Source organism: Streptomyces sp. NPDC059909, assembly GCF_042730885.1.
GTDB lineage: Bacteria > Actinomycetota > Actinomycetes > Streptomycetales > Streptomycetaceae > Streptomyces.
This window is the reverse complement of record NZ_JBHWKX010000001.1, coordinates 184,372-206,986: the sequence shown is the minus strand read 5'-3', so window position 1 is coordinate 206,986 and position 22,615 is coordinate 184,372. Positions and strand designations below refer to the sequence as shown.

The 22,615-nt window shown below is 69.0% G+C and carries 21 protein-coding genes, 2 tRNA genes and 1 pseudogene; 5 read left to right on the top strand and 19 right to left on the bottom strand.

Going from position 1 to position 22,615, the window contains the following annotated elements:
- Window positions 1-89: 89 nt before the first annotated feature.
- A complete protein-coding gene (locus ACFV9O_RS01005) occupies window positions 90-1,136 on the top strand; it encodes a restriction endonuclease (RefSeq protein ID WP_385410787.1) in 1,047 nt (348 codons plus the stop codon).
- Between the two features lie 139 nt (window positions 1,137-1,275).
- On the opposite strand, the gene ACFV9O_RS01000 is transcribed toward ACFV9O_RS01005, so the two are convergent.
- Genes ACFV9O_RS01000 through ACFV9O_RS00975 form a run of 6 tightly spaced genes read right to left on the bottom strand, consistent with a single transcriptional unit; the run spans window position 1,276 to window position 5,564 of the window.
- The gene (locus ACFV9O_RS01000; RefSeq protein ID WP_385410786.1) at window positions 1,276-1,950 is read right to left on the bottom strand and encodes a class E sortase; all 675 of its coding nucleotides are present in this window, start codon (window positions 1,948-1,950) and stop codon (window positions 1,276-1,278) included.
- Between the two features lie 58 nt (window positions 1,951-2,008).
- Window positions 2,009-3,220, bottom strand: coding sequence for a class E sortase (locus tag ACFV9O_RS00995; protein WP_385410784.1), 1,212 nt, complete (start codon window positions 3,218-3,220; stop codon window positions 2,009-2,011).
- Entirely contained in the window at window positions 3,217-3,855 is a 639-nt protein-coding gene (locus ACFV9O_RS00990; protein WP_385410782.1) for an aminodeoxychorismate/anthranilate synthase component II, read from the bottom strand. The genes ACFV9O_RS00995 and ACFV9O_RS00990 overlap by 4 nt, the downstream gene beginning before the upstream one ends.
- Window positions 3,852-4,013, bottom strand: a complete 162-nt coding sequence (locus tag ACFV9O_RS00985) for a hypothetical protein (RefSeq protein ID WP_385410781.1) — start codon at window positions 4,011-4,013, stop codon at window positions 3,852-3,854. The genes ACFV9O_RS00990 and ACFV9O_RS00985 overlap by 4 nt, the downstream gene beginning before the upstream one ends.
- A gap of 56 nt (window positions 4,014-4,069) precedes the next feature.
- Complete coding sequence (locus tag ACFV9O_RS00980; RefSeq protein ID WP_385411102.1) at window positions 4,070-4,771, bottom strand: class E sortase; 702 nt, start codon at window positions 4,769-4,771, stop codon at window positions 4,070-4,072.
- Window positions 4,772-4,796: 25 nt separating this feature from the next.
- Complete coding sequence (locus ACFV9O_RS00975) at window positions 4,797-5,564, bottom strand: DUF881 domain-containing protein (protein WP_385410779.1); 768 nt, start codon at window positions 5,562-5,564, stop codon at window positions 4,797-4,799.
- A 141-nt stretch (window positions 5,565-5,705) separates the two neighbouring features.
- Between ACFV9O_RS00975 and crgA the strand changes: the two genes are divergently transcribed.
- Window positions 5,706-5,963 carry a cell division protein CrgA gene (gene crgA, locus ACFV9O_RS00970; RefSeq protein ID WP_385410777.1) on the top strand — a complete coding sequence of 86 codons (258 nt, stop codon included), beginning with the start codon at window positions 5,706-5,708 and terminating at the stop codon, window positions 5,961-5,963.
- Between the two features lie 266 nt (window positions 5,964-6,229).
- Here crgA and ACFV9O_RS00965 read toward each other — a convergent pair whose 3' ends face one another.
- Window positions 6,230-7,132 carry a rhomboid family intramembrane serine protease gene (locus ACFV9O_RS00965; protein WP_385410775.1) on the bottom strand — a complete coding sequence of 301 codons (903 nt, stop codon included), beginning with the start codon at window positions 7,130-7,132 and terminating at the stop codon, window positions 6,230-6,232.
- 93 nt (window positions 7,133-7,225) lie between these two features.
- The gene (locus tag ACFV9O_RS00960; RefSeq protein ID WP_385410774.1) at window positions 7,226-7,759 is read right to left on the bottom strand and encodes a peptidylprolyl isomerase; all 534 of its coding nucleotides are present in this window, start codon (window positions 7,757-7,759) and stop codon (window positions 7,226-7,228) included.
- Between the two features lie 208 nt (window positions 7,760-7,967).
- Between ACFV9O_RS00960 and ACFV9O_RS00955 the strand changes: the two genes are divergently transcribed.
- The gene (locus ACFV9O_RS00955; protein WP_385410772.1) at window positions 7,968-8,666 is read left to right on the top strand and encodes a DUF5324 family protein; all 699 of its coding nucleotides are present in this window, start codon (window positions 7,968-7,970) and stop codon (window positions 8,664-8,666) included.
- Between the two features lie 286 nt (window positions 8,667-8,952).
- On the opposite strand, the gene ACFV9O_RS00950 is transcribed toward ACFV9O_RS00955, so the two are convergent.
- From ACFV9O_RS00950 to ACFV9O_RS00935, 4 genes are all read right to left on the bottom strand, one after another.
- Window positions 8,953-9,357, bottom strand: a complete 405-nt coding sequence (locus tag ACFV9O_RS00950) for a DUF6344 domain-containing protein (RefSeq protein WP_385410770.1) — start codon at window positions 9,355-9,357, stop codon at window positions 8,953-8,955.
- Between the two features lie 73 nt (window positions 9,358-9,430).
- Window positions 9,431-10,075, bottom strand: coding sequence for a hypothetical protein (locus tag ACFV9O_RS00945; RefSeq protein ID WP_385410768.1), 645 nt, complete (start codon window positions 10,073-10,075; stop codon window positions 9,431-9,433).
- Between the two features lie 219 nt (window positions 10,076-10,294).
- Window positions 10,295-10,528 (bottom strand): hypothetical protein, encoded by a 234-nt coding sequence (locus ACFV9O_RS00940; RefSeq protein ID WP_385410766.1) that lies wholly within the window; start codon window positions 10,526-10,528, stop codon window positions 10,295-10,297.
- Between the two features lie 281 nt (window positions 10,529-10,809).
- Window positions 10,810-10,882 (bottom strand) — tRNA-Ala (locus ACFV9O_RS00935).
- A gap of 141 nt (window positions 10,883-11,023) precedes the next feature.
- On the opposite strand from ACFV9O_RS00935, the gene ACFV9O_RS00930 reads away from it, so the two are divergent.
- Together ACFV9O_RS00930 and ACFV9O_RS00925 are read left to right on the top strand one after the other, a co-directional pair.
- Entirely contained in the window at window positions 11,024-11,572 is a 549-nt protein-coding gene (locus ACFV9O_RS00930) for a helix-turn-helix domain-containing protein (protein ID WP_385410764.1), read from the top strand.
- A 76-nt stretch (window positions 11,573-11,648) separates the two neighbouring features.
- Window positions 11,649-13,070 carry a serine/threonine-protein kinase gene (locus ACFV9O_RS00925; protein ID WP_385410762.1) on the top strand — a complete coding sequence of 474 codons (1,422 nt, stop codon included), beginning with the start codon at window positions 11,649-11,651 and terminating at the stop codon, window positions 13,068-13,070.
- A 9-nt stretch (window positions 13,071-13,079) separates the two neighbouring features.
- Here the strand turns inward: ACFV9O_RS00925 and ACFV9O_RS00920 are convergent, their stop codons facing one another.
- The 7 genes and pseudogenes from ACFV9O_RS00920 to gyrB form a co-directional block, all read right to left on the bottom strand.
- Window positions 13,080-14,426 carry a hypothetical protein gene (locus tag ACFV9O_RS00920; RefSeq protein WP_385410760.1) on the bottom strand — a complete coding sequence of 449 codons (1,347 nt, stop codon included), beginning with the start codon at window positions 14,424-14,426 and terminating at the stop codon, window positions 13,080-13,082.
- Window positions 14,426-16,373, bottom strand: a pseudogene (locus ACFV9O_RS00915) (VWA domain-containing protein). Before ACFV9O_RS00915 ends, ACFV9O_RS00920 begins: the two are co-directional and overlap by 1 nt.
- Window positions 16,374-16,643: 270 nt before the next feature.
- On the bottom strand, window positions 16,644-16,778 hold the full coding sequence (locus ACFV9O_RS00910; protein ID WP_003958712.1) for a DLW-39 family protein: 135 nt from the start codon (window positions 16,776-16,778) through the stop codon (window positions 16,644-16,646).
- A 179-nt stretch (window positions 16,779-16,957) separates the two neighbouring features.
- Window positions 16,958-17,031, bottom strand: a tRNA-Ile gene (locus ACFV9O_RS00905).
- 82 nt (window positions 17,032-17,113) lie between these two features.
- Window positions 17,114-17,716: a DUF3566 domain-containing protein gene (locus ACFV9O_RS00900; protein WP_385410758.1), complete on the bottom strand. Its 603-nt coding sequence runs from the start codon at window positions 17,714-17,716 to the stop codon at window positions 17,114-17,116.
- A gap of 93 nt (window positions 17,717-17,809) precedes the next feature.
- Window positions 17,810-20,458: a DNA gyrase subunit A gene (gene gyrA / locus ACFV9O_RS00895; protein WP_385410756.1), complete on the bottom strand. Its 2,649-nt coding sequence runs from the start codon at window positions 20,456-20,458 to the stop codon at window positions 17,810-17,812.
- A 41-nt stretch (window positions 20,459-20,499) separates the two neighbouring features.
- Window positions 20,500-22,575, bottom strand: a complete 2,076-nt coding sequence (gene gyrB, locus ACFV9O_RS00890; RefSeq protein ID WP_385410754.1) for a DNA topoisomerase (ATP-hydrolyzing) subunit B — start codon at window positions 22,573-22,575, stop codon at window positions 20,500-20,502.
- Window positions 22,576-22,615: the final 40 nt, after the last annotated feature.

Sequence of the window (22,615 nt, the reverse complement as noted above, 5' to 3'; positions counted from 1 at the left end):
TCCCGACTCGTTTCAACCGGTGGGGTGGGGTGGAGCAATCAACCTCACCTCGACCACATGAACACCGGACGAGCCGAGAGGGCACAAACGTGATCAACGAAGCAGTACTGCTGGAGTCGAGGTCGCTGCGTGAGGGCATGGCCGAGCGTACGGAAGTGCTCAACAAGGTGAAGGCGCTGTCGCTGCTGCCGGACGGCAGGCACGTCACGACAGCCATGGTGGCGACATACTTCGACGTCACCGTTGAGGTGATCCGCCAGATCAAGTCGCGTCATCGGGAAGAACTGACATTCAACGGCATGCGCACACTGCAGGGCGCTGACCTGCAAGAATTTAAGCGTGACATCCTGTCACTCTATTCGGAGAGTTATCCACAGCCTCGCTCCAGCCTCACGCTCTACCCCCGTCGAGCCATCCTCAACATCGCCATGCTCCTGCGTGACAGCGAAGTCGCCCGTCAGGTGCGGACGTACCTCCTCGACATGGAGTACGTGGCCCGCACACGACCCACGGGAGAGGTGGAAGACGAGGCGCAGAACCTGGACGATCGCATCGACGGTCGGATCACCCACATCCTCGGCAAGACCGTCGTCCCCATGTTCAACGCCCTCATCGAGACCGCCGGCGAGCACGGCAAGGAGCTGATCTCTCTCCGGGAAGACGTCCAGAAGATCGAGCGGAGGCTCTGCGACCACCAGCGTCGGTTGCGGCACCTCGAACACGCCCAAGGCCCGCGCCCGTACACCGGAATCATGGCGTCGATCGACGCCATGAACTGGAGGGAGTTCGAGCACCACGTCGCCGTGCTGCTCCGCCGCGACGGTTGCACAGACGTCGTCGTTCACGGAGGGCCGGGTGACCGAGGAGTGGATGTCACCGCTCTGACGGCGGACGGTCGCAGGGTAGTCGTGCAGTGCAAGACCTTTGCGCCCTACCGTCCGGTGTGGAGCGGCGAGCTCCAGAAATTCCTCGGCGCCTCCTTCGTCCAGCACAAGGCGGACGTGGCTCTCTTCGTAGCGACGACCGCCTTCACACCCGATGCGCGCGCCATCGCCGAGACATACGGCATCACCGTCGTGGACCGCACCCAGCTCGAAAAGTGGAGCGCTGGGGTACCGCTGCCGATCCTGCAGTAGCAACTGCGACGGGTAGACGCAGAAAGGCCCGAAGCCGCAAGTCCAAGTTGCGGCTTCGAGCCTCGGCCATTCTAGGGCGACGACTGAGGTCCTTCGAGGACCTGAGTCCTTCCTGACTGAGCTCCTCGAAGGAGCTCAGTCAGCGCAGCTCCGCCGGAGGCGTGCGGTCATTGTCGACCTTCTCCGTGCGCTCCAGCTCGCCCCAGACGATGTACCGGTAGTCGGAGGTGTAGACGGGCGTGCAGGTCGTCAGGGTGATGTAGCGGCCCGGCTTGGACCTGCCCGAACCCTTCGGGACCGGCTGCAGCACCTCCACGTTGTACTTGGACGTCTCTTTGAGGTCCTTGAAGACCTTGTAGACGAACCAGGTGTCCTTCGTCTCGAAGACGATCGTGTCGCCCGTCTTGAGCTTGTGGATGTTGTGGAACTTGGCGCCGTGGCCGTCGCGGTGCGCGGCGAGCGTGAAGTTGCCCTGCTTCTCGCTCGGGAGGGCCGACTTGATGGGGTCCGTGTAGTAGCCCGCGACGCCGTCGTTGAGGGTCTTGGGGTCGGTGCCCTTCTTGACCAGCACCTCGCCGTTCTTCATGGCGGGTACGTGGAGGAAGCCGATGCCGTCCTTGGTATCCAGGGCGCCCGGGCCGCCCGCCCAGCGGTCGCGCACCAGGTCGCCGTCCTTGGCCGCCGCGCGGTCGGCGAGGACGTTCGTCCACCACAGCGAGTAGACGACGAAGAGCGCCAGTAGCACCCCCGCGGTGATCAGCAGCTCGCCGAAGACACTGATGACGCCGGCGATCCGGCTGCGCGCACGTGCCACTGCACCTGTCCCTGTCCCTGTTTACTTTCGTCTGAAGTCCGTTGAGATCCGTGCTCCGTCAGCCGACGAGCGCGTCAGGCTTGCCCTTGCTGCGCGGCCGTTCATCGACCATCTTGCCCCACACGATCATTCGATAGGTACTCGTGAATTCGGGGGTGCAAGTGGTCAGTGTGATGTACCGGCCGGGCTTGGTGAAGCCCGAGCCGGGCGGTACCGGGCCGATCACGCTGACGTTGGACGGCGAGGTCTGGGGGAGGATGCTCGCCATCTTGTACGTGTAGTACGCGTCCTGGGTCTCGACGACTATGGAGTCGCCGGGCGTGAGGCGGTTGATGTAGCGGAACGGTTCGCCATGGGTGTTGCGGTGGCCGGCGACCGCGAAGTTGCCCTGCTTGTCGGAGGGCATGGCGGTCTTGAGCCGTCCGTCGGCGTAATGGCCGACCATGCCGCGGTCGAGCACCTTGTGCTTGTCGATGCCCTCGGCGATGGGCACGACGACGTCGAGCTTGGGGATGTGCATGATGGCGAAGCCCTGGCCCGGCTCGAACGCGCCGGGGGCGCGGCCCTTCGCCCAGTCGTCCTGGATCTTGTCGGTGGCGGCGTTGGCCTGCTGTCCGGCAAGGATGTTCGTCCACCACAGCTGGTACGTGACGAAGAGCAGCATCAACACGCCGACGGTGATGAAGAGCTCACCGAAGACCCGGCTGGCGATGACGGCCGGGCTGTCCTTCTGGGCACGGGCGGCCCGGCGCGCCTCGACACGGGAGAGCGGGGCGCCGGCGCCGGTCTCGGCCGCCCTCGCGGGTGCCGGTGGCGGCTGCGCACCCCGGCGCCGCCTGCCTCGGGCCTTGGCGGCCCTGCGGCGCTCCGCGCGGCCTCCGGTGGGCTGCTCCTCGGACGCGGCCGGGTCGGCCTGGCGGGTGTCGGCGGTCCTGAGCGCGACGGTTTCGTCGTCGGGCACACGCACCGGCACCGGCTCCGGCTCGTGCGAAAACGGCGTCACGTACCCGGTCGTGGGCTGCGGCATGTACGCGGACGACGAGGGAGCCACGTATGCAGCCTCCGGTACGGGCTCAGGGACAGGCGTCGGCGCCGGCCCGGGCACGTACTGGGGCTGCGCCTGCTGCCCGTACCAGTCGCCCTGGTAGCCCTCGGGGTCGTCCACGGAGTACTGGCGGTAGCCAGACCACTCCTGCGGCTCCTGGGGCCCCTGGGACTGCGCAGGCACGCTCCCGGCCCCGAACCACGGCGATCCCCCCTCGCCGCTCACGCCAGAGCCTTGCCCACCACCGGCGCGAGCCCTGCCGAGCGGCCGACCGCGCCCGTGTCGCCGCACTGCTCCAGCCAGTTGGCGAGCATCAGGTGTCCGTGCTCGGTGAGCACCGACTCGGGGTGGAACTGCACGCCCTCGACAGCCAGTTCACGGTGGCGCAGCCCCATGATGATGCCGTCCTCCGTGCGCGCCGTGACCTCCAGCTCGTCCGGCACGGTCTCCGGCTCCGCGGCCAGCGAGTGGTAACGCGTCGCGGTGAACGACGAGGGCAGCCCGGCGAAGACGCCCTTGCCCTCGTGCAGCACGAGCGAGGTCTTGCCGTGCAGCAGCTCGGGGGCGCGGTCGACGACTCCGCCGTACGCCACCGCCATCGACTGCATGCCGAGGCAGACGCCGAAGACGGGCACGCCGGTCGCGGCGCAGTGACGGACCATCTCGATGCACACCCCGGCCTGTTCGGGCGCACCGGGTCCCGGCGAGAGCAGCACACCGTCGAAGCCGTCCTGCGCGTGCGAGGTGGACACCTCGTCGTTGCGCACGACTTCGCACTCCGCGCCCAGCTGGTACAGGTACTGGACGAGGTTGAAGACGAAGCTGTCGTAGTTGTCGACGACGAGAATCCGCGCGCTCACTGGCCGTCCACCGTCACATCGTTGAACGGAAGCAGAGGCTCCGCCCAGGGGAACACGTACTGGAACAGCGCATAGACGACCGCGAGGATCAGCACGAGCGAGATGAGCGCCCGCACCCATGCGTTGCCCGGCAGGTGACGCCAGATCCAGCCGTACATGCTGTCCCTTTCCGTTCGGTACGGAACCAGACTAAAGGTCGCCGGGGGCCCGTGGGTCAGCTGTGGAAAGCTTCCGGCTTGCCGTCCGTCACAGGCTGGGTGGCATCGAGGTGCGCCCAGACGATGAGCCGGTGACTGCTGCCCCACTCGGGATCGCACGTGGTCAGCGTCAGATACCGGCCGGGCCCGTCGAAGCCGGACCGGCCGGGCACGGGGTCGATGACGGCGACATCGCCCGGGACGGTCCGGTAGGGCTTCTGCTTGATGCGGTACGTGAACCAGGTCGTCCCGTCGTTGAGGATCACCGCATCGCCGGGGCGGAGCTTCGGGAAGTCCTTGAACGGGTCGCCGTACGTGCGCCGGTGTCCCGCCACCGAGAAGTTCCCTGTCGCACCGAGCCGGGCGGTGGCGGCGTAGTGGCCGAGGCCCTTCTTCAGCGTCCCGGCCGCCGTGCCCTCCAGCACCGGCCAGTCCCAGCCCGCGCCGAAGCGGGGTACGTACATGACGGCGAAGGGCTTTCCGTCCACATACGCCTTCGGGGCCGGCGGCGCGGGCGCCGCTGACTCCGGTGCCGCCGTCGACGGCTCGACGGCGAGCTGTACCCACTCCTCCCGCAGCTTGACGATCTCGCCGTCCGCCGCGCCCGCCGCCTTCACTCCGGTCCAGAACAGCACGTACACCACGAAAAGCACGATCACGGTGCCCGCGGTGATGCTGATCTCGCTGAAAGTCCTGACGATCAGTCGCACCTGTCGCATCGACACCGGCGACCCCTCCCGGGAGCTAGCTCACAGGCTTCGCGTAGTGGAGATCCACTGTGCCCGAGTAGCCGGGGAGAGTCACCGCCTCGTGCTCGTCGACTTTCCAGCCGAGCCCGTAGGCCTCCACGTACAGCTGGTAGTTCTGGATCGCGGGCGATGCGGTCAGGGCGCGCTTGAGCTTGCCGGGGTCACCGACGGCGGTGACCTTGTACGGCGGGGAGTAGACGCGTCCCTGGAGGATCAGGGTGTTGCCCACACAGCGGACGGCACTGGTGGAGATCAGCCGCTGGTCCATGACCTGGATGCCCTTGGCGCCGCCCTGCCAGAGCGCGTTCACCACGGCCTGGAGGTCCTGCTGGTGGATCACGAGGTCGTTGGCCTGCGGCTCCGGATAGCCGGGGGCTGCCTGGGCGTTGGGCGGAGCATCATTGAGGGTGACGGAGACGGCCTGACCGCTGAGCTTCTGGGTCCCGGCGGCCGCCTCCAGGGCCTGGAGCTTCTCGTCCTCGGCCTGGGTGGAACCGTCGTCGCGGCGCGCGAGAGCGTCGACGTCCTTGCGGACCGCGGCCGTGGACTCGTCCAGCTCGGCGTTCCTGTCGCTGCGCTGCTGGATCAGGTCGGAGAGCTTCAGCAGCGAGTCGTCGGTGCGGAGGTTGGTGCCCTTGGCCGTGTTGAAGCTGGTGACGAAAATCAGCCCGGCGAGCGCGAAAACGGCAGCAGTCAGCAGCCGGACGGGCCGCCATGCGAAGCGGCGGTCCGGCCCGTGGGGGGAGTCGGCGGAATTGCTCAACGTACCCTTACTCCTACGGTGGCCGCGGAAGCACTACGCTAACGGACGCCCGGGGGAGGGCGTGATCCCCCTCGTTCCCACCCCGGCGCCAGCCACAGTTCCCCTGCGCGGTCACGCAGCGCATCGACAGGAGAGTCCCTCGTGCCGAAGTCACGTATCCGCAAGAAGGCCGACTTCACGCCGCCCCCCGCCACGAAGCAGGCGACCAGCATCAAGCTGTCGAGCAGCAGCTGGGTCGCGCCGGTGATGCTGGCACTGTTCCTCATCGGACTGGCCTGGATCGTCGTCTTCTACGTCACCGACGGCCGGCTGCCGATCCAGTCCTTCGGCAACTGGAACATCGTCGTCGGCTTCGGCTTCATCGCGGGCGGCTTCGCCGTATCCACACAGTGGAAGTAACCGCCTGACGGCGGTTGTCAAGCTCTGCCCCGAGGTTATCCACAGCGTTGTCCACAGCGGTGGGAAAAGGTCTGACGATCTGTGGATAACTCAGAGACTGTTGACGCCGGTGTGACTACAGCGGCCGTTCCAGCGACAACCGCCACCACTGCCCGCCCCTTGTCCCTCCTGGGGAAACCCAGCTCAGGGACAAGGGGCACAGTTGTTCTCCACGGGATGCACAAGATCCACCACACGCTGTGGACAACTCTGGGGAAAGCTCGTGCTCACGTGAGCGACTGGGTCCTCAGGACGACGGTCACGATGATCGCCAGCAGGACGAGTGCACAGGTACCGACCTGAACGAGGGTCCGTCGCTCACGCGGAGCGTGCACCATGCCGAAGGCGACGACGGTGCCCGCGATCAGGCCGCCGACATGGGCCTGCCAGGAGATGCCGAACCACGGGACGAACGTGAAGATCAGGTTGACCACGAGCAGCCCGATGACGGGCCGGATGTCGTAGTTCAGCCTGCGCATGAGCACGGCCATGGCACCGAACAGACCGAAGATCGCGCCGGAGGCACCCACGGACGGCTGGTTGGGGGCGGCCAGCCAGTAGGCCAGCGCACTGCCGGCAAGTCCGGAGATCAGGTAGAGCGCGATGTAGCGGACTCTGCCGAGAGCGGCTTCGAGCGGTCCACCGACCCACCACAAACTGAGCATGTTGAAGGCGATGTGCATCACACTGCCGTGCAGGAACATCGCGGTGAGCAGCCGATACGACTGCCCCTCGGCAACGCCCTGAACATCCCCGAGGCTGGGGACGAAGGCCCTCCCGAGCAGCTCGTACGCTTCGGTGAACTGGTCACCGACCGCCATCTGCACGAGGAACGCGGCGAGATTGATCCCGATCAAGATCTTGGTGAGCAGCTGCGGGTCCCCGGAGGCGACCGCACCCCCCGTGATCGTGCGGGGCCGGCTCGCGGACGGAGCGTGCCCCGTGCCGGAGCCCGTGCGCACGCACTCCTGGCACTGGAAACCGACCGAGGCGCTGACCATGCACTCCGGGCAGATCGGCCGCTCGCAGCGGGTGCAGCTGATGCCCGTCTCGCGGCCCGGGTGGCGGTAGCAGCTCGGCAGCCCGGGGGCCGCATGGGGCTGGTCCGAGCTTCCTGGCGCCTGATCCATGAGGTCCCCTCGTCTCCTGACAGTGCTTCGCCCCGCTCGTCTTACGGACAAGCGGGGCGGAAGGTTCCCGTACGGGAATCGCCTCGCGCGGGGTCAGCCCTCGCGGGTCTCGATCACGACGGACTCGATCACGACGTCGTCGATCGGGCGGTCGGTGCGCGGGTTGGTGCGGGTGGTCGCGATGGCGTCCACGACCTTCTTGCTGGCTTCGTCGGCGACCTCACCGAAGATGGTGTGCTTACGCGTCAGCCAGGCGGTCGGCGCCACGGTGATGAAGAACTGCGAGCCGTTGGTGCCCGGGCCGGCGTTGGCCATGGCCAGCAGGTACGGCCTGTCGAAGGCCAGGTCCGGGTGGAACTCGTCCGCGAACTCGTAGCCCGGGCCGCCCGTGCCGTTTCCCAGCGGGTCGCCGCCCTGGATCATGAAGCCGCTGATCACCCGGTGGAAGACCGTGTCGTCGTACAGCTTGTCCGTCGACTTCTTGCCGGTCGCCGGGTGCGTCCACTCACGCTGACCGGTGGCGAGCTCGGTGAAGTTCTTGACCGTCTTCGGCGCGTGGTTGGGCAGGAGCCGGACCTTGATGTCGCCTTGGCTGGTCTTCAGAGTGGCGTAAAGCTGCTCGGCCACGATGTGCCTTCCTTAGGTCTTCTCTGACGTCCTCCGATCCTTGCACGGAAGTGCCGTCGTCACAGAAACCGTGACCCGGATGCCCGTACCGCATGCCGACCCCGCGCCTAACGGGCATGATTTCGAAAAGGGTGGAAAGGCGAACTGTGCCTTGCCTGGGAAGACAACCTCCCAGACCCCCGCGAACGCCACCGAGGAGGAGGATCCCGTGACCCGCATGGACAGCGTGCGCGCCGCGACCGGTACGGCGAAGGAAAGCGTGCTGCACGCCGCGGAAGTGGTGGCGCCCTACGCCGACACGGCCAAGGACCAGGCCGCTCAGTACGCACAGGAGGCTCGTGACTACCTCGCGCCGAAGGTGTCCCACGCCGCGCACGAGGCCCGTCGTCAGGCTCGTGTCCAGTACCGCGTGCGTGTGGCCCCGCATGTGCCGCCGAAGGTCGACGACGCGGCTCACCGGGCCGCCGTCATGACCCGGAAAGCCGCACGTCAGGCGGCGGACTACACGAAGCCGCGGATCGAGAGCGCCGTCGCGGTCGCTCAGCCCGTGGGGCAGGAGGCCGCAGCCCGATCCGCTGCTGCCCTGGCCGCGCTGCGCGGTCAGGTGTCGGCGAAGGAGATCCGGAAGCTTGCCAGGAAGCACGAGCGGCGGGCCAAGGCCGGCCGGGTCGCCAAGGGTGTGGGCATCCTCAGTGTGGTGGCCATCGGGCTCTTCGCCGCCTGGAAGTGGTGGGACAAGCAGGCCAACCCGGACTGGCTCGTCGAGCCGCCGGCTCCCACCGAGGTCTCCGATCCGGGCACTCCGCTTGCGTCGGTGGACCGGAGTGGCCAGACGGTGCTGGACCCGGAGGTTCAGGCGAAGCAGGCGGAGTCCGAAGCCGAGGCGAACCCCGAGGACCGTCGCTGACCAGGGGTCGCATGCAGTCGGCTGACGCCGGACGCCGTATCCGTACCTGGGTGGCCGAGGTGGGCTGACCGGGCGGAACAGCCGATCCGGCTGTGGCGGCCGAGGCGGACGCAGCGACCCGAGCGGGTGCGGCGGCGGAGGCCGGCGCAGCGATCCGAACGGGTGTGGCGGCCGAGGCGGACGCAGTCACCGAAGCGGGCGCAGTGACCCGAGCGGGCGGGACGGACGAGGCGGGCGTGACGACCCAGGCACGGGGCGTCGGGAGCGACGAGGTCTTCCCGGCGCCTCATGCCGCCGCCGCGACGAGCCGCGGGTCCGCGACGAGCCGGGGGTCGGCGACGAGCCGGGGGTCGGCGGCCGACGAGGATCCCTGCACGTCGTCCTCGGAGTCGTGCGCGGGCAGGTGGCGTACCGCGGGGGAGGCGCCGTGGGCCTCTGCTCGGATGCGCTGCTTGATGGTCGGCGGCAGGGAGCGGTCACGCGGTTGCCTGGGCCTGACCACTCTCACCCGCTCTCCGCGTCCCGCAGCCGTGGTGCGCGGCTGGTCCTGAGCCGTGGGCTCCTCCGGCTGCTGGTTGGCCGGCTGCGGAGCGGCCGAGGCGGAAGGAGCGAACCCCAGCGGGGCGAGCAGTGCGATGAGCAGGGAGATGAAGGCGGTCCACAACTTCTTGACCTTGACGGCGGCGGCCATGACCCCTCGCTTTCGGGTAGGGCGTTTTACATACCTTCCTCATGATGTGGACGCATCTCGGGAATCGTGGGATCTACGCCACGGGTCGACAGATCTTCGGATGAACACCACCCGTACGGCCCTGGGCCTCCGGACCCGGCCCGCCGCCGAAATGCCCGCCCAAGCCGTGGGCAGCGGCTCTGCCAGGGCCTCTGCCGGGGCCGCGAAGGCCTTCTGCCGCACCAGGACGAGAGCGACCAGTACCGCCGCGAGACCGGACGCGCAACTCAGGGCGAAGGCCGCCTGGTAGCCCGAATCCTCGGCGAGCCGACCCGCCATTGGCGGCAGCGATGCCCTGGCCGGCGATGAGCCCGCTGCCGAGTAGGGCCATCGCCTCTCCCATCCGCGCCGGCGGCGCGACCCGCTCGGCGAGGCCGAACACGGCAATGAGGTGCGGGGCGACGGCGAGCCCGATGCCCGCGAGGGCCGCAGGGCCGAGGTAGTTGTCGACGATGAGCAGGGGGACCAGCAGGACGGCCTGCTGCACGATCGCCGACCGGAGGCGGACCGTCAGATCCAGCGCTCCGGGGCGCAGCGTGGTTGCCACACCGGCGAGCGCGCTCGTGACCTCCATGGCGCCCCATACGAACCCGGCCATCCCGGAGTCGCCCAGCTGCTTGGCCGGCGAGCTGATGCCCGCGTTCGCGCTGCCCCAGATCATTCCCTGGAGCAGGGCCATGCCGACGAGCACGCTCAGCGTCGAACGCCAGCGCCCGCCCTGTCAGCTCCCCGCTGTCGGTGAGGGCGATCCACCGGGTCCGGGACAGCGGCCCGATCTGCGGCACCGTCAGGCCGACGGCGGCGGCGAGGGCCCCCACGACGACGGTCGGCACATCGGTGAGCACCGCGGCCACGAGAGCGGCGGCCGCGGCCGCGTTCGCGACGGATGGTCCCAGGATCACCGGCCGGTGCCCCGCCGGTCGGCGAGCCTCCCCAGTGGGGTCCGCCCACCGCCTGCCCGGTCCACAGCATTCCGGCGGCGATCCGCGGGCTCGATGCCGTCCAGCTCCGTCAGCATCAGCAACGTGCCGATGGGGCAAATCTCGGCCGGCAACCGCGCCAGGAACGAAATCACCGGCAGCCGGACACCCGCCACGGAGAAGAGGGCGCGGAATCCTGCGAGCGCGGACACAGAGGCTCCCAGCTGCACCGCACGACGGTGGAGATCGAACGCGTCGAGCCAGGACTGCAGTCACGGCCGCCGCCCCACGCGCCCGCCTGCGCAGCGGCATCCCAAGCGCTGGACAAGCTGGGACGATCCTTCGACGCGGAGCCTCTGTGAGCATCCCGGTTCTGTCGTGTACGCCGAAATCAGCGAGGCCCCACCACGGCGCCACCGGGGTCCGTGTCGGCCTCCCGGACGCAAAACACCCCCTCAAACCGCGTTTCCGCAGGTCAGAGGGGGTGCAAGGGTGGAGCCTAGGGGAGTCGAACCCCTGACATCTGCCATGCAAAGACAGCGCTCTACCAACTGAGCTAAGGCCCCGGAACGCAGACCAGAGTACCGGGTTACCCCGGGGATCCTGCAAAAGGATTGGGACTCCCGGTATTCGACCACTCTCCGTAGGATGCTCGACGGGTTCGCAGCAGCGAAGCCGACGCATGGGGAAGCGATGGGGAGACGCACATGGATGCAGCACAGCAGGACGCCACCGCCAGAGCCAGAGAGCTCCAGCGCAGCTGGTACGGAGAGCCACTGGGGGCGCTCTTCCGTCGGCTGATCGACGATCTGGGGCTGAACCAGGCCCGGCTCGCGGCGGTGCTCGGGCTGTCGGCTCCGATGCTCTCCCAGCTGATGAGCGGCCAGCGGGCCAAGATCGGCAACCCCGCCGTCGTCCAGCGTGTCCAGGCTCTGCAGGAGCTGGCCGGGCAGGTCGCCGACGGGAGCATCAGCGCTGCCGAGGCCACGGACCGGATGGACGAGATCAAGAAGTCGCAGGGGGGATCCGTGCTCACCGGCACCGGCCAGACCACGACCAGCTCCGGCGCGCCGACGGTGCGCCGGGTGGTCCGCGAGATCCAGTCCCTGCTGCGGTCGGTGGCCGCGGCCGGCGACATCATCGATGCGGCGGACACGCTCGCCCGGACGCACCCGGAACTGGCAGAGTTCCTCCGGGTGTACGGCGCCGGGCGGACCGCGGAGGCGGTCGCCCACTACGAGTCGCACCAGAGCTGAACGAGGCAGCAGGACGCCGGACGAAGCCGGACGAGGCACGACGCCGGAACAGGGAACTGGGAGCGGGCGCAGCGCAATGGGTGAGGTCTTCGCGGGTCGGTACGAGCTGATCGACCCCATCGGTCGCGGTGGAGTCGGCGCGGTCTGGCGTGCCTGGGACCATCGGCGGCGGCGTTATGTGGCCGCCAAGGTCCTGCAGCAGAGCGATGCGCACACGCTGCTGCGCTTCGTCCGCGAGCAGGCTCTGCGCATCGACCATCCCCATGTCCTCGCCCCGGCCAGCTGGGCCGCGGACGACGACAAGGTCCTGTTCACCATGGACCTGGTGAGCGGTGGGTCACTGGCGCACGTCATCGGCGACTACGGCCCGCTGCCGCCGCGCTTCGTCTGCACCCTGCTCGACCAGCTGCTGTCCGGACTCGCCGCGGTGCACGCCGAGGGGGTCGTGCACCGCGACATCAAGCCGGCCAACATCCTGCTGGAGGCCACCGGGACCGGGCGGCCGCATCTGCGGCTGTCCGACTTCGGTATCTCGATGCGCAAGGGCGAGCCGCGTCTGACCGAGACGAACTATGTGGTGGGGACGCCCGGTTACTTCGCGCCCGAGCAGATGATGGGCGCTGAGCCGGACTTCCCGGCCGATCTCTTCGCGGTGGGGCTCGTCGCGCTCTATCTGCTCCAGGGTCAGAAGCCCGACTCCCGTGCCTTGGTCGAGCACTTCGCCGCGCACGGGACCCCGGGGGCCCCGCAGGGCATCCCCGAACCGCTGTGGCAGGTCCTCGCGGGCCTGCTGCAGCCCGATCCGCAGGCCCGGTTCCGTACCGCCACGGGCGCGCGCAAGGCGCTGACCTCCGCCGTCGAGCTCCTCCCGGAGCCCGGCATCGACGACGAGCCGGTCGAGGTCTTCGACCAACTCGGGCCGCTGCCGACCGGCTTCGGGCCCGACGGCCCGGTGGCGTCCGCTCCCGCCGCCCAGGCCGCGCCCGCCCAGCCGGCGCAGGCCGCGCAGGCCCAACCCGGCCCGTACACCCACCAGACCGGATACAGCAACGGGCCCCACACGGGACAGAACACGGGTCTTCAGCAGCCAGGACCTCGGACCGGACAGCAGTACGGACAGCAGACGGGCCACGGTCAGCCGACGGTGGCGCCTTCCATGCCGTCCCCCTCCGAGACCGGCTCCTTCCATCTCGCCCCGCCGCCGGACCAGCCCCCGGCGCAGCCCCCCGTCCCCGCGCATGCGGCCTCCCCCCATCACGCCGCCGCACCGGACTTCTCCCAGGCCCAGACGGCGGCGGTGCCGTACGAACAAGCTCCTACTCGTCAATACACCGCCCACGGCCAGCAGGTTCCCGTCCAGGCACCCCCCGTCTCCCATGCGCCCGCCCCCGCCGCTCCCCAGAAGCGGCCGGGACCGCCCCCGAAGGTGGCGATCCCGGTGCTGCTTGTGGCCCTGGTCTGCTTCGCGGTCGGCATCTGGGCGCTCACCCAGGCCTGACCGCCCCCATCACCAGGCGGCCGGCGGTCCGTATTGCGACTGCGACTGCGGCCGCGACTGCGGCTGAATCGGCGCCTGGGCCTGGCCCTGGGCCGAGGCCGGGAGCACGTGCGGCTGCCCGGCCACGCGCCTCCGCGCGACCAGCATCCAGGCCCCCAGCCCGAGCACCAGCACGGTCCCCGCGCCGATGCCGGCGGCGCCGACCAGCTTCATCGTGCTGCTCTTCTCCGCCTTCTCGCCCTCCGAGACGCCGAAGTCGCCGAGCGGCCCCACGTACGCGGGCGCGGCCTTCGCCGAGCCCTCGACATTGAGCCGCAGGGTCACACCGAAGGGTTCCTCGCCGTACTTCTCGCCGAGCTCGGGGTTCAGGCTGACCGCGAGGTAGTACGAGCCGGCGAACCGCATGCCGTTGACCTTGGCGCTGCTGTCGTAGCGGTTCTCGTACGCCACCTCCGGCAGCGGGTTCAGCGCCGCCTCCTTCTGCTTGCCGTCGTAGGCCGTGCTGCCGTCGGTGACGAAGCCGCGCACGGGGTTGTACAGCTGCATGTTCAGCGCGTTGCCGACGTAGTCGTTGCCCGACCCGCTCCCGATGGCCGCGGTGGCGAAGATCTGCTGCCCCCAGTCGACCGGCACCCGGTAGAAGTACGTGCGGCCGGCCTTCATCCGGCTGTTCCACTCGCCCTCGGAGATCTCGGCGGCGTCGTTGAAGCTCGTGCCTCCGGCCCTCTCCTTCGATCCGCCACCGGGCAGGGCGGGCGAGGCGGATGGCCACTCGCTGGGCGCCTCGGTCGGCCCGCCGTCCTTGAGCGCGGGCTCGGTCACATGGCGGATCTCCAGCTCCCAGTCCTCGGGGGTGGAGGTCGCCGAGCCTGTGCGCTCGACCAGCACGTTGTACGCGCCGGCCTTCTGGCAGCTCGACCCGTCCCTCTCGACGGTGCGGTACGCGTAGGCGGCGAAGGGCCTGGCGAACGCGGCCGATCCGGCCAGGGCGTGGTTGCTGCTGCAGTTGCTCCCCTGGCTGTTCTGCAGGCTCACCTTGATGCCGTCGCCGTAGGCGAACTTCGTCCCCAGCTTGGGGACGGCGACGACCGACACGTACGCGTTCTTCTCGGCGTCCAGGTCCACGCGGTAGTTGAGCTTCCCGCCGGGGCCGATCGAGGAGTGGTACGTCGTACCGTCCTTCAGCGCCTTGGCGTTCGCCGTGCTCTCCGCGCCCTCGATCGTCTGCGCGTCGGTGTCGAAGGCGTACGGATTGGGCTCGCCGGCCGCCCACGCCGTCCCGCCCGGCAGCGCGGCAACCGCGCACATCGCCGCCACTCCGGCCAGCGTCACCCGGCCCCTGCTGCGCTGCCTCATCACACGCTTCCCCTTGTCGTGTCCGTGCCTGTCGCCGTGCCCGCCGCCGTGGCCGCCGACGCGGTCGTGGCAGCCCTGCGCCGCATCGCCCGTACGCGTACGAAGAGGAGCCCCGCGATCAGCACGACCGCGCCGCCCGCCGCCGCGGCGGTCGCAGTGCCGGTCCATCCTGCCCCGCCAGTCCCACCGCTGTCTGCGCGCGTGGCCGAATCGCCCCCGTTGTCCGCCTCGCCGTCCGACTTCTTCGCCGGCACGGGGGCGTCGTGCTGCGGCCCGGCCTTCTCCTCGCCGAGCACAGCCACCCGCAGCACCAGACCGATCTGCGGGTTCGCCGCGATCTCGGCGGCCCGGGCGCCTAGCGTGACGGCGATGTAGAAGTCGCCCTTGGCGTGCACGGGGATGACATTGGGGTGGTTCTCGTGGCGGTTGGTCCAGGAGACCGGGACCGTGCCCATCTTCAGCGCGGCAGGGCGCCCGTTGTAGACCGTCTGGGGGACGAACTCGGCGGTGCCGCCGCCCACGGGCGCCCGCGCCGGCGTGTAGACCTCGGTGGCTCCGTACGACAGGGTCGAGGAGTGTCCCCGCTCCAGCGCGGCTCGTTGGCGAACTCGACGTCGTAGCGCAGCTGCTGTCCCCAGCCGACCGGCACCTTGTACCAGAGGGTCTGCGCGGGCAGCACCCGGTCGCGCCACACGCCCTGGCCGAGCTCCTCGGCGTCGTTGAAACCGGTGCCGCCGACCACGTCCTTCGGGTCGCCGAGAGGCAGGGCCGCCTCCTTGTCGCCCTTTCCGTACTCGGGCTGGGACTCGGCTGGCGTGACGCCCTGCGGGAGCGCCTTCTCGACGCCGTACGTCAGCTCCAGCGGCCAGCGCGCGGCGTCCGAGCCCTTCTTGCTCTCGCGCTCGACGACGAGCGAGTAGCGCCCTGCCTTGTCACACGTCCCGAAGTCCTTCTCGCTCGGGACGCGCGCGACCGCCGAGGTCAGCGTCGTCGCGCCCTCCTTCTGGAAGAAGTGCTCCGTGCTGGACTCGCAGGAACCGCCGGACGTGTCGGTGCCGTACGCGATCCTGGTGCGCAGTGCGTCGAAGGTGTCCACCGCCGCTCCCGGCTGCGGCACCGCCGTCGCGGAGAAGTTCACCCTGGAGACGCCGTCGAGGTCGACGGCGTAGTGCCGTTTCTCTCCCGGCCCGATGGTGTCCAGGTACTGCCCCGGCGCGAGCGCGGGCGCACCGCTGCGCTTCGGCGTGCCCCGGCCCGCTCGCCCCGGAAGCGGTAGCCGTCCGCCGACAACTGGGCGGAGCGCTGCAGCCGGCGCGCCGGCGCCTCGGCGTCGGGCGCGTCGTAGTAACGCCCGTTGCCGGCCTCGGCGATGCACTCCAGCTGCTTGCGGGCCGCTCCGCGGACCTGGAAGCCGACGGTGTCGATGCGCAGCCCGATGCCGTCCTTCGCGAGCTGCTCGGCGACCTCACAGGGCTGCGGCGTACCGCAGTTGTCCTCGCCGTCGGAGATCAGCAGGATCGTGCGCGTGCCGATCGCCCCGTCGGCGGGCTTCGGAAGGTCCTGGGCGGCTTTCTGGAGCGACAGCCCGGTCGGAGTGTCCCCCTTGGGCTCCAGGGACGCCACGGCCTGCTTCACGGCCGTCCTGTCGAGCGCCCGTACGGGACGGACCAGACGGGTGTCGGTGCAGCCCCTGGGCCGGTCCGCGCCGTAGACCCGCAGGCCGGTGGGATATCCGTCAGGGAGTGCGTCCACGACGGTGCCGACGGCCTGCCGTGCGGCGTCGATACGCGTGCGTCCCGTGCCGTCGTCGTCGGCCATCGAGCCGGAGGAGTCGAGAACCATGACGAGGCTGCTCGTCCCCTCCACGCGCGGCGCAGCCGCCGTGCCGCCGGCCGCCGCACTCCCGGCTGCCGTACCCGAAGCCACTGCCGTGCCGGCCGCCGCCATGGCCGGCAGCGGTCCTGCTGCCAGAGTGAGCGCCGCTCCGCCGATGATGAGCGCCGCCCCCGCGCGGCGCCGCAGCCGTGCTGTCACCCGTTGCCCCCTCGTCCACGTCCGCGACTTTGCCCTTGCAAGCTATTGGTTTGCGTAAGCGAACTCAGGGCTTCGGTGTCACGGTCCGGCAACAGGCAGCAACCATCCGAGCGGCCCTGGCGAGCAGCACAGAGCCCCGGCCGCTCAGCGGCCGGGGCTCTGTCACTCAGACGTGTTTGCGTCTCACACACCCGAACCTGCGGGCACGGAGTCGGTCGCCTCCGTCCACAGATCCTGCTCGGCGCGATCCGCCTGGATCTGGCGGTACACGAGGAGCCCGCCGATGGCGGCCAGTGCGACCAGGAGAAGCTTCTTCACCGCGCGACCTCGTCTTTCCTTGACGTATGAGGACTTCTGGCGCCCGACTATACACACCGATCGATACCGTTCGGTGACCTGAGCCCGGGCCGACTCGCGCCCCGGGGGCGGCCAACTCCCGCCCCCGACATACGACATCGGCCCGGACGGAGAGTCTCCGTCCGGGCCGATCGTCACTGTGGGGCTAACAGGATTTGAACCTGTGGCCTCATCCTTATCAGGGATGCGCTCTAACCAACTGAGCTATAGCCCCGCCGCGCTGCGCGCTGACTCCTGAAGGTTAGCGCACGTGGGGGGCAGTCCCAAAATCGGTTCCTACCCCCCGGGCCCCTCGTCTACTCGTCCTCGGCGAGCGTCAGCTCGACACCGCCCACGAACCCGGCGGAGATGTTGTAGATGAAGGCGCCCAGCGTCGCCAGCGCCGTGGCGAGCACCACATCGATGACCGCGATCACCGAGGTGAAGACCAGCACGCGCGGCAGCGACAGGAACGACTGCAGATCGAAGCCGTTGCTCTCGTTCGACCCGGTGGCCTCGCTGATCGTGCCGCCGACCGTCGAGAAGACGCCCATGGCGTCCATGACCATCCACAGCACGGCGGACGCGACGATCGTGCAGATGCCCAGCGCGATGGAGAGCAGGAAGCTCACCTTCATCACCGACCACGGGTCGGCCTTGGCCACCCGCAGCCGCGCCTTGCGCGTCCGCGGCTGAGTGGTCGCTCCGGTACGCGGCCGGCGGACGGCGGCGGCCGCCTGCCCTCCGGCCTGACCGGGCTGCCCCGGGTGACCGGCGTGCTGCTGGCCGCCCTGCGTACCCGTACCGCCCTGGGGCGAGGGGTACGCCTGGGGCGGGTGGTACGGCTGCGTTCCCTGCTGCACCGGCTGCTCCCCGCCGTAGGTCTCGTACGGGGGCTGCGGCCCCCGGGTGTCCGTCACCGTAACCCCCTGGGAGTCCGTGGCGGAGCCAGGGGTGCCGTTCGGTCCAGCAGCTCCGCCGGCCGATCCGGCACCCGTGGCTCCACTCACGCTCTACTCCTCGTGCTCCCCGGCCGAGGGCTCCGTGCCCTCGCCGGCCCGACCGGTCTCGGCGGACTCGACGGCCTCGACTGTTTCGACGGCGTCGACCGCTGCACCGTCCTCGGCGCCCGCCTCCCCGTCGACCTCTTCGGCCTCGCGGCCGGCCTCGGCGTTGCGGGCGATACCGACCACGGCATCACGCTTGCCCAAGTTGATCAGTTGGACGCCCATGGTGTCACGGCCCGTCTCCCTGACTTCGTTGACTCGCGTACGAATTACACCACCGGACAGCGTGATGGCGAGGATCTCGTCGGTCTCCTCGACCACCAGCGCGCCCACGAGCGAACCGCGGTCCTCCACGATCTTGGCGGCCTTGATTCCGAGGCCACCGCGGCCCTGGACGCGGTACTCGTCGACAGCGGTCCGCTTCGCGTACCCACCGTCGGTGGCAGTGAACACGAAAGTACCGGGCCTGACGACATTCATCGAGAGCAGTTCGTCGCCCTCGCGGAAACTCATGCCCTTGACGCCGGACGTCGCACGGCCCATGGGCCGCAGGGCTTCGTCCGTGGCGGTGAACCGGATCGACTGCGCCTTCTTGCTGATGAGCAGCAGATCGTCCTCCGCCGACACCAGCTCGGCGCCGATCAGCTCGTCGTCGCTGCCGTCCCCCGTCTCCCGGAGATTGATCGCGATGACACCGCCCGAGCGCGGGGAGTCGTAGTCCTTCAGCGGGGTCTTCTTGACCAGTCCGGCCTTGGTGGCCAGGACCAGATAGGGCACGGCCTCGTAGTCGCGGATCGCGAGGATCTCGGCGATCTGCTCGTCCGGCTGGAAGGCCAGCAGGTTGGCGACGTGCTGGCCGCGGGCGTCCCGTCCGGCGTCGGGGAGCTCGTACGCCTTGGCCCGGTAGACCCGGCCCTTGTTGGTGAAGAACAGCAGCCAGTGGTGCGTGGTCGAGACGAAGAAGTGGTCGACGATGTCGTCTTCCCGCAGCTTCGTGCCGCGCACGCCCTTGCCGCCGCGCTTCTGCGACCGGTAGTCGTCCGTCTTCGTACGCTTCACATAGCCGCCGCGCGTGATGGTGACGACGATGTCCTCCTCGGCGATCAGGTCCTCGATGGACATGTCACCGTCGAAGGGGACCAGCTTGGAGCGCCGGTCGTCGCCGAACTTCTCGACGATGACGGCCAGCTCCTCGCTGACGATGACGCGCTGCTTCTCGGGCGAGGCGAGGATCGCGTTGTACTCGTTGATCTTCGCCTGCAGCTCGTCGTGCTCCTGCACGATCTTCTGGCGCTCCAGGGCGGCCAGCCGGCGCAGCTGCATCTCCAGGATCGCGTTCGCCTGGATCTCGTCGATCTGCAGCAGGCCCATCAGGCCCTCACGCGCGACCTCGACCGTGTCACTGCGCCGGATCAGCGCGATGACCTCGTCGATCGCGTCGAGCGCCTTGAGCAGACCGCGCAGGATGTGGGCGCGCTCCTCGGCCTTGCGCAGCCGGAACTTCGTCCGCCGGACGATGACCTCGATCTGGTGCGTCACCCAGTGGCGGATGAACGCGTCGAGGGACAGCGTGCGCGGCACACCGTCGACCAGCGCCAGCATGTTGGCGCCGAAGTTCGTCTGCAGGTCGGTGTGCTTGTAGAGGTTGTTCAGGACCACCTTGGCGACGGCGTCGCGCTTGAGCACGATGACCAGACGCTGGCCGGTCCGGGAGGAGGTCTCGTCGCGGACGTCGGCGATGCCGCCGACCTTGCCGTCCTTCACCAGGTCGGCGATCTTCTGCGCGAGATTGTCCGGGTTGACCTGGTACGGAAGCTCCGTGACCACCAGGCACTGGCGGTTCTGGATCTCCTCCACCTCGACGACCGCGCGCATGGTGATGGAGCCGCGGCCGGTCCGGTACGCCTCCTCGATGCCCTTGCGGCCCACGACCAGCGCGCCGGTCGGGAAGTCCGGGCCCTTGATCCGCTCGATCAGCGCGTCGAGGAGCTCCTCGTGGGTGGCCTCCGGGTGCTCCAGCGCCCACTGGGCACCGGCCGCGACCTCGCGCAGATTGTGCGGCGGGATGTTGGTGGCCATGCCGACCGCGATGCCCGCCGAGCCGTTGACCAGCAGGTTCGGGAAGCGGGCCGGCAGGACCGTCGGCTCCTGGTTACGGCCGTCGTAGTTGTCCTGGAAGTCGACGGTCTCCTCGTCGATGTCCCGGAGCATCTCCATGGACAGCGGCATCATCTTGCACTCGGTGTACCGCATGGCGGCGGCCGGGTCGTTGCCCGGGGAACCGAAGTTGCCGTTGGAGTCCACCAGCGGCATCCGCATCGACCACGGCTGGGCGAGACGGACGAGCGCGTCGTAGATGGAGGAGTCGCCGTGCGGGTGGTACGTACCCATGACGTCGCCGACGACACGGGCGCACTTGTAGAAGCCCTTCTCGGGCCGGTAGCCGCCGTCGTACATCGCGTACAGCACGCGCCGGTGGACGGGCTTGAGGCCGTCCCGTACGTCGGGCAGCGCGCGGGACACGATGACGGACATCGCGTAGTCGAGGTACGAGCGCTGCATCTCGGTCTCGAGCCCGACGGGCTCGATCCGCAGCTGCTCCTCCTCTTCGGTGTCCGTGATGGCGGGAGTCTCGGGAGTGTTCTCGTCGGCCATTGCTGGTCTTCAGTCCTTTCGTGCGGTCAGCTGAGACCGACTCAGATGTCGAGGAAGCGGACGTCCTTGGCGTTGCGCTGGATGAACGAGCGCCGGGCCTCGACGTCCTCGCCCATCAGCACCGAGAACAGGTCGTCGGCCTGCGCGGCGTCGTCCAGGGTGACCTGGCCGAGGACACGGTGCTCGATGTCCATGGTCGTGACGCGCAGCTCCTCGGCGTTCATCTCACCGAGACCCTTGAAGCGCTGGATCGAGTCTTCCTTGATCCGCTTGCCGTTCTGCTTGCCGAGCTCGACGAGCGCGTCGCGCTCACGGTCCGAGTACGCGTACTCGAAGTCGTCGCGACCCCACTTGATCTTGTACAGGGGCGGACGGGACAGAAAGACGTGCCCGGCCTCGACCAGCGGCCGCATGAAGCGGAAGAGGAACGTCAGCAGCAGCGTGTTGATGTGCTGGCCGTCGACGTCGGCGTCCGCCATCAGGATGATCTTGTGATAGCGGAGCTTCTCGATGTCGAAGTCCTCGTGGACTCCGGTGCCGAAGGCCGAGATCAGCGCCTGGACCTCGGTGTTCTGCAGGATCTTGTCGATCCGCGCCTTCTCGACGTTCAGGATCTTGCCTCGGATCGGCAGGATCGCCTGGTACATCGGGTTACGGCCGGACTTGGCCGAGCCGCCGGCGGAGTCACCCTCGACGATGAAGATCTCGCACTTGGTGGGGTCGTTCGACTGGCAGTCGGACAGCTTGCCGGGCAGGGACGCCGACTCCAGCAGGCCCTTGCGGCGGGTCAGGTCGCGCGCCTTGCGGGCGGCGACACGGGCGGTGGCCGCCTGGATCGACTTGCGGACGATGTCCGCGGCCTCGTTGGGATTGCGGTCGAACCAGTCGGAGAGGTGCTCGTGCACGACCTTCTGCACGAAGGTCTTCGCCTCCGTGTTGCCCAGCTTGGTCTTGGTCTGGCCCTCGAACTGGGGCTCGCCGAGCTTGACGGAGATGATGGCCGTCAGGCCCTCGCGGATGTCCTCACCGGTGAGGTTGTCGTCCTTCTCGCGCAGCAGCTTCTTGTCGCGCGCGTACCGGTTGACCAGGCCCGTCAGCGCTGCCCGGAAGCCCTCCTCGTGCGTACCGCCCTCGTGCGTGTGGATCGTGTTCGCGAAGGAGTACACGCCCTCGGTGTACTGCGAGTTCCACTGCATCGCGATCTCGACCGAGAGCATCCGGTCCTTGTCCTCGGCCTCCACGTCGATCACGGTCGGGTGGATGAGCTCGCCCTTGCGGGAGTTGAGGTACTTCACGAAGTCGACGATGCCGCCCTCGTAGTGGTACTTCACCGTCCTCGCCGGCTGCTCCTCGGCCGCCTCGGCGTCGGGGTCGTCGGCGTTCATCGTCGCCTTGGCCGACTCGCGCTCGTCCGTGAGCGTCAGGGTCAGGCCCTTGTTGAGGAAGGCCATCTCCTGGAATCGGCGCGCGAGCGTCTCGAAGGAGTAATCGGTGGTCTCGAAGACGTCCGGGTCGGCCCAGAAGGTCACGGAGGTGCCGGAGTCCGCGACCTGCTCGTGCTGGGCGAGCGGGGCGGTCGGCACACCGAGCTTGTAGTCCTGCGTCCAGCGGTAGCCGTCGCGCTTGATGTCGACCGAGACCTTGGTGGACAGGGCGTTGACGACGGAGACACCCACACCGTGCAGACCGCCGGACACGGCGTAACCGCCGCCGCCGAACTTGCCGCCCGCGTGCAGGACGGTCAGCACGACCTCGACGGCGGGCTTCTTCTCGACGGGGTGGATGTCCACCGGGATGCCCCGGCCGTTGTCGACGACACGGACGCCGCCGTCGGCCAGGATCGTCACGTCGATCGTGTCCGCGTGGCCGGCGAGCGCCTCGTCGACGGAGTTGTCGACGACCTCTTGCACAAGGTGGTGGAGTCCACGCTCACCGGTCGAGCCGATGTACATGCCGGGGCGCTTGCGGACCGCGTCCAGCCCCTCGAGGACGGTGATCGCGCTGGCGTCGTACGACGAGGGCGCCAGGGCCTCGCCGGTCCCGGCGGCAGCAGTGGAAGGAATGTTCTCGTTGGGGTTGCCGGAATCGGCCACGAAGCGCCCTTTCTGGCACAGCACAAGCCGTTCTCCGCGATCGCGGGAGCGGCTGCGTCGTTCG